This is a genomic window from Vibrio sp. 1F169 (assembly GCF_041439605.1).
GTDB classification, from domain to species: Bacteria; Pseudomonadota; Gammaproteobacteria; order Enterobacterales; family Vibrionaceae; genus Vibrio; species Vibrio tasmaniensis_A.
Genome location: NZ_JBGOOI010000004.1, coordinates 106,251 through 112,968 on the forward strand (window position 1 = coordinate 106,251; position 6,718 = coordinate 112,968).

A 6,718-nucleotide genomic window follows, 5' to 3' on the forward strand; every position below is an offset into this window, starting at 1 on the left:
ACCTGTTATAAAAAACCATTGTAAAAAGCAGTAATGAACACAAGGTAAATCAGTAACTCCATCAACTGTTGAGCCGCACCCAAACAGTCGCCAGTAAAGCCACCAATTCGAGCCGTTAACCATTTTTTGAAACCTACTCTGAACAGATAGGCGAAGAAAGATAAAACCAAAGCGAGCTCAAGACCAAACCACAGGCTAGGCAACACACCTACAAACAATAAAAAGACAAGTTCACCTTTAGTTTGCTTGTTCGCCAATGGCTTACTTTTACTGGTATCTAAATCACTGACATAAGGCATATCAAAAATAAGTGATGCGGCAATCGCGCGGCTAAACGTATAACTGGTCACGATAGCCATAAACAAATTTGTCATATTCGCTAGTTCGTTTAATAGAACCCACTTGCCAAGCAGAGCCATAACCAGTGCAGACGCGCCATAAGTACCAATTCGACTGTCTTTCATGATGGTCAAACGGCGTTCTAAGGTCATACCGCCGCCAATACCATCCGCCATATCGGTTAAGCCGTCTTCATGGAAAGCACCGGTTAGCATCAAGCTAAAGCTCATCATCAAAAAGATGGCCACTGCACTCGGCAGTATGGCATCGAGTAGCAAGAACACACCGCCACACAGAACACCAAGTAACAAACCAACCGTTGAAAAGTAGCGACCAGAACGGTTCATTCGCTCTTCTGAATAAGGCGTATTCTTCGGCATCGGCAAACGAGAAAAGAAACCCATCGCCAACGAAAAAAGTTCCCATTGGTATGTGATGCTATCTTTCAACGATCTTTCTGATGCATCACTCATTAAACCGTGACTCCAGCACTCTCAAAACTCGCCATGTTGTTATAAAACTCGGCCGCCGCACGAATTATTGGCATAGCTAGCGCAGCACCTGTGCCCTCGCCTAATCTCAAACCAAGATCGAGCAGTGGCTCAGCGTCTAGCAGCTCTAATAGAATTTTGTGACCAGACTCTTCAGAGCGATGAGCAAAGATCATGTAATCACAGCAATTCGGTTCAATTAAAGTCGCGACATACGCCGCAACCGACACGATAAAGCCATCGACCAATACTGGTGTTCTGTTTTCGTAAGCGCCAAGGAAACCACCCACCATTTGAACGATTTCATAGCCACCGACTTGTGCTAGTACCTCTTTAATATCTTTAACTTCTTTAAGATCCAAGCCTTTGCAGCGAGCTACACCTTGCTCAACCACAGCCACTTTACGTGCAAGCTGTTCATTGTTGATGCCAGTGCCTAGGCCGACACACTCATCCGCAGACCGATTCGATAATGCACTTAAGATCGCTGATGCACTGCTGGTATTACCGATGCCCATTTCACCAAACATGATGATATTGGTGCCATTCGAAATGGTTCTAGATACAAGACCAGTTCCCAGTTCAATCCCACGTTCAACCGTTTCTAAACTCATTGCCGCTTCATTGGCAAAGTTATTGGTTCGCGTACCTAAGCGCTGAGAAATCAACATGTCGCTGTCAGATTCAACAGGCAACAAAATCCCAGTGTCCACGACTGTAATTTCGACGTTGTTTACCGCACAAAAGCAATTTATCGCCGCACCACCGCTCAAGAAGTTCAACACCATCTGTTGTGTCACGGCACTTGGAGCAATACTCACACCTTCATCGGCTATGCCATGGTCACCAGCAAATATGATGATACTTGGCTTGTTCAATTCGATGTGTTCAACCGCAGTTTCTTTGCCTTGGCTCTGAATCAATGCCAATTGATGAGCGACTTTTTCTAGTAAGCCAAGCGCACCGAGCGGCTTGGTTTTTTGGTCAATTCGGTGTTGGATGTACTGAGAGTATTGGGTATCTAACATAAGTTTAGGAACACTTAAATTTAAGGTAATGGATTTCTAGGGCTGCGATTCTGCTTAAGCTAAATCGATAACACTATTTAGGGCGTGCAACAGAGAACACATTGGAAAGCGTCGCGTATTCACCGCCACCAAGTCGAGATAAAGGGTCCAATGCCAACGCGTCAATCTTAAGACGTTCACTCTCTTTGTCGATCACGTCTTCGGAAATGTACACGGTTTCGACTTGAGCAAAGATAAGGCTTTGTGGCACTTCTCCAACCTCTTTTACTTCGTACAAGGTGCATCCAAAAGCGACCGCGCACTCTTTCAATCTCGGTAAAGAGAAGCCTTCAAATTCAACCAGGTCAATGTTATTCGCGGTGACTTCCGAATCACCATGTTCAAGGGTAGCTGCTGTCGCCGTCATGGTTTCGGCAGAACTTGAAGAAGCAATGTGAATCACTAGCTTACCCGTTTCTAGGGCATTACGAGTGGTATCTTTGATTTCGCCGGACGGCTTCTTCCCAACCGATAACATCAGTAACGGCGGATTACTAGAAACAGGCGTGAAATAAGAGAAAGGCGCGAGGTTGTACTCTTGGTCAGAAGATTCCGTCAATGCCCACGCAATAGGGCGAGGAACAACGGTTTGTGTCATCAAGTGATAAATCTGAGTGGGAGCAAGAGTATCAAGCTTGAGGTTCATAGCACGTCCTTGGTCTATGTGAATTACGGTTCAGTTTACGTGTTAAGCAATGCTGTATCTATGCCTAATCAACAGAAACGGTAGAGAGTGTTCTTAATTTGAACAGATCACACTGGTATTTTCTCAAATTGACAGTCAAATTGACGAACCCGAAACACCTACAATACTGATAATAGATTTATCAATAACTTACATTTTGGCATCGTTTATGCTTTATCTAAAGTACTTGTTAATCTCTCCATTGATGAGTGCCCATACTGTGAATACCCACATCGCAGTTGCTTTAAAAGAAAACAATCGATTGAAAGACAAAACCAAACAATGATTTAGGAGGTGAAATGATTCCAAACACAAGTAAAAGAAAACCAAATAAATCGAGTAAGAAAACCAGTAAAAAGGTAAGGAAAATCCCACTCTCCTTCACCTAATAGCTATCGAAGCAATAAGACAACAAAGTAGTAAAGTAGCAAACTAGCAAAGTAAGTAACAAAGCCCGTCGCCCAGCGGGCTTTGTTATCTTTAACACCTTAATTGAGGTTTACCTAGCTAAGCACATACCTTCCGTATAAAAGCCCATCATCAAACCCCATCTTCCTAACGCTCATTCATGAAACTTTTGTTCGCTTAAAATTCAAACACTGTTTATATTAAACAAGCACTTGTAGAGCGAGTAAGGAATAGAATGAGTATTAATGGAGATAAAACATCGGTTGTTATAGCTGGTGCGACAGGGCTAATTGGTCATCATGTCCTGAGACTGCTCATTAACGAGCCCGCTGTAGAACACATCTATGCTTTGTCACGAAGAGCATTAGGTGAAGAATTTCACTCCAACAAACTCGATACACTCATCCACAACGATCTACAAGTAACGAGTTGGGACGACACCAAAGCGACGCCCAACTTAGGCATTATCTGCTTAGGCACAACCAAGAAAAAAGCAGGTTCAAAAGAAGCGCTGCGAAAGATCGATGTAGAACTGGTTAGCCAAGTGGCACAGTCGATGAAATTCCTTGGAGTTCAACGTGTCGCAGTCGTTTCTAGCTATGGCGCTTCGCCAGACTCCTATTCACACTATCTGCGCTGTAAGGGACAAATGGAGCAAAACCTAAAACGTATTGGCTTCAAGCAGCTCTTCATCGCTCGTCCAGGCCCGCTGGTGGGTGAACGTGCCGAACCCAGAACTGATGAAAAGCTCCTACAAAGAGTCTTCCCTTTAATATCTCCGTTAATGTTTGGAAAATTCAAAAACCTACGCCCTATCCAATCGGAAGATGTAGCGAAAGCAATATTATTCCGATTGTTCGAAAATAATTTCCAAAGTATCGAAATCTACACCTCGACTGACATGCTTAATTTATTAGCGAAATATCATTAAAACGTCTATCTATTCACCACAATGTTGAATATCCATCCAACCCATTGGGTGGATATTACTAATCGTTCTAATAAATTACTTTTCCTTATTTTACGTTTTGTTACAGGTCGCTATTTTAGCTAACAGTATTTGCGCCCATATATCTAAGCGCCCTATCGATTCATGGTTATTCATAAGGAAAAACAATGTCATTTTCAGCTATCGCTGCCTTAGCGGTATTCACTGGTATCCTCTTTTTTCTCTACGGACAGCAGAAAAAAGAAAACACACTTTCTCGCCTCGTTTTACTCGGTTTAGTTTTCGGTAGTGCTTTTGGCCTTGGTCTTCAACTGCTATTTGGTGAAGGCAATCCTATTATCAAAGAGACGCTCGACTGGGTAAACATTGTGGGTCGTGGTTACGTTGGCCTACTAAAAATGGTCATCATGCCATTAGTGTTAGTTTCAATGATTGCGGCAGTAGTGAAGCTTGAGAAAGGCGGCTCACTAGGTAAGATTTCCGGCATCACCATTTCTGTGTTGCTAGCAACAACGGCAATTTCTGCGATTGTTGGTATTGTTGTAACACAAGCATTCGGCTTGTCGGCTGAAGGTTTAACTGAAGGCGCTCGTGAAACAGCACGTATCGCAACACTAGAAAGCCGCATCGGCAGCGTTTCAGATCTAACTATTCCACAAATGCTGGTTAGCTTTATTCCGACTAACCCATTTGCAGACCTAACAGGGGCTCGCTCTACTTCTATCATCGCGGTAGTTATCTTTGGCGTGCTAACGGGTATTGCTGCTCGTAAGGTGATGGCAGAGAAAGAAGAATTAGAATCTCCAATCCGTACGTTCGTTGAAGCGGCTCAATCTATCGTTATGCGCTTAGTTAAGATGATCATGGCACTAACGCCATACGGCATCGCAGCATTAATGGCGAAGGTAGTCGCAACGTCAAGTGCTTCTGACATCCTAAGCCTATTGGGCTTCATCGTTGCTTCTTACGTCGCTATTATCCTGATGTTCGTCGTTCACGGTGTGTTGGTTTCTTTTGTTGGTGTCAACCCGAAAGAGTACTTCCAAAAGATCTGGCCAGTACTGACGTTCGCTTTCACGTCTCGTAGCTCTGCAGCAACTATTCCCCTGAACGTTGAAGCTCAAATCACTAAGTTAAACGTACCACCAGCGATTGCTAACCTGTCTGCGTCTTTCGGTGCAACAATTGGTCAAAATGGTTGTGCGGGTATTTACCCTGCAATGCTTGCAGTTATGGTTGCGCCTACGGTTGGTATCGACCCAATGGACATTAACTTCATTCTGTCTCTGATTGCTATTATCACAGTGAGCTCATTTGGTATTGCCGGCGTTGGTGGCGGTGCAACTTTCGCTGCACTTATCGTACTACCCGCGATGGGTCTTCCTGTGACTATCGCAGCACTGCTTATCTCTATCGAGCCACTTATCGATATGGCACGTACTGCGCTTAACGTATCTGGTGCAATGACAGCTGGTACAATCACAAGCCGCCTATTGGCTAAAAAGGACAAACAGCAAGATTTGGAACAAGCGAACGCTTAATGGGTTCGATTGATCCAATAACTTGAGTCTCGTTACACAAAAACCGATGCACATGCGTCGGTTTTTTATTGCTTACTTGTTTTGTTTAATCGCATAGAACAAGGTTTTCAATATTCGATTAAAATAATAGAAGAAGCTCATAGGTATAGAATAAAAGATGAACAAGATGTAAATGTCCTTATTATTTTTAAGCCTGTATTTAGAAATCAATAATCGAACAATAATAAAGCGTTTTTGTTTGTTATTTTACGAGCATCCACATTCTATAACGCAAAACACTATCTTTGTTCAATAGCGCTATAGGTTGACTGTGAAATATCGGTAAAGCTGATATATTACGCGACGCTTCAAACATGCCTATCATTCTGGCACACGTTCGATAACAGGATCCTCATGAGCTTTATTATATTATTACTTCTTCTAGTATTCGTTGGCGTTACACGTTTATTTCAGTGGCGAAAAACCTCTAGTTTTATCAAACTTCTTCTTATCTCTTTATTTATATTGATTGGTTCGGGTTTAATCCCTCGCTATCTACTAAACGACCTGCAAGCCAATTATGAGCGCAAACCTGACATTCAGTGGACCTCTCACAATGCCATTGTCTTGCTTGGTGCTGGTACTCAACTCATCGCAAGTACACAAGAATTTGAGCCGACCTTTTTCTCGTTCGGTCGCATCAATGAAACGGCAAGCCAATATAAAAACTGTGCGGAGGCTCAAACCATATGCAAAGTGATTGTTAGTGGTGGAGATGCACAAAATAATGGTGTAACCGAAGCGGAAGTTTATCAACAGCAGTTGCTTAGACTCGGCGTTCCACTAGCCGATATCATTCAAGAATCGAATAGCGTCAACACTTGGAAAAACGCGCAGCTCACCAGTGACCTAATGAAGCATCACCAGTTCGACAACATTGTTCTTGTTTCATCAGGCCTACATATTCGTCGTAGTGAACTCTACTTTAATCATTTTGGATTAAACGTCGTCCCAGTACGAGCCGACTACATGGCTGCTCAAATTTCATGGTTACCATTATGGTACAACTTCGCAGTTACAGACTTTGCATTGCATGAACAATTGGGTTTTGCTCGTTACAACCTTTACAACTTTATGGGGTGGAACAGCAAACGTGAGAAGCCCGGTGACGCCTGATCGCTTCAACCATGATCTAACTAGTTAGCTAGTTAGCTAGTTAGCTAGTTAGCTAGTTAGCTAGTTAGCTAGTTAGCTAGTTA

General features: G+C 43.1%; 6 protein-coding genes. 3 read left to right on the forward strand and 3 right to left on the reverse strand.

Translation table 11 applies throughout. The annotated features are described in order from the left end of the window. Window positions 1–5: 5 nt before the first annotated feature. The 3 genes from ACED53_RS03000 to ACED53_RS03010 all read right to left on the reverse strand — a co-directional run bounded on the left by ACED53_RS03000 (window position 6) and on the right by ACED53_RS03010 (window position 2,543). Complete coding sequence (locus ACED53_RS03000; RefSeq protein ID WP_017099712.1) at window positions 6–812, reverse strand: adenosylcobinamide-GDP ribazoletransferase; 807 nt, start codon at window positions 810–812, stop codon at window positions 6–8. Next, complete coding sequence (gene cobT, locus ACED53_RS03005) at window positions 812–1,858, reverse strand: nicotinate-nucleotide--dimethylbenzimidazole phosphoribosyltransferase (RefSeq protein WP_017099713.1); 1,047 nt, start codon at window positions 1,856–1,858, stop codon at window positions 812–814. The genes ACED53_RS03000 and cobT overlap by 1 nt, the downstream gene beginning before the upstream one ends. A gap of 73 nt (window positions 1,859–1,931) precedes the next feature. Further along, on the reverse strand, window positions 1,932–2,543 hold the full coding sequence (locus ACED53_RS03010) for a flavin reductase family protein (RefSeq protein ID WP_017099714.1): 612 nt from the start codon (window positions 2,541–2,543) through the stop codon (window positions 1,932–1,934). Window positions 2,544–3,225: 682 nt separating this feature from the next. On the opposite strand from ACED53_RS03010, the gene ACED53_RS03015 reads away from it, so the two are divergent. The 3 genes from ACED53_RS03015 to ACED53_RS03025 all read left to right on the forward strand — a co-directional run bounded on the left by ACED53_RS03015 (window position 3,226) and on the right by ACED53_RS03025 (window position 6,635). Beyond that, entirely contained in the window at window positions 3,226–3,921 is a 696-nt protein-coding gene (locus ACED53_RS03015; protein WP_017099715.1) for an NAD-dependent epimerase/dehydratase family protein, read from the forward strand. Window positions 3,922–4,106: 185 nt separating this feature from the next. Next, on the forward strand, window positions 4,107–5,480 hold the full coding sequence (locus ACED53_RS03020; protein ID WP_009846939.1) for an L-cystine transporter: 1,374 nt from the start codon (window positions 4,107–4,109) through the stop codon (window positions 5,478–5,480). 393 nt (window positions 5,481–5,873) lie between these two features. Then, window positions 5,874–6,635 (forward strand): YdcF family protein, encoded by a 762-nt coding sequence (locus ACED53_RS03025; protein WP_017099716.1) that lies wholly within the window; start codon window positions 5,874–5,876, stop codon window positions 6,633–6,635. The last annotated feature ends 83 nt before the right edge of the window (window positions 6,636–6,718 follow it).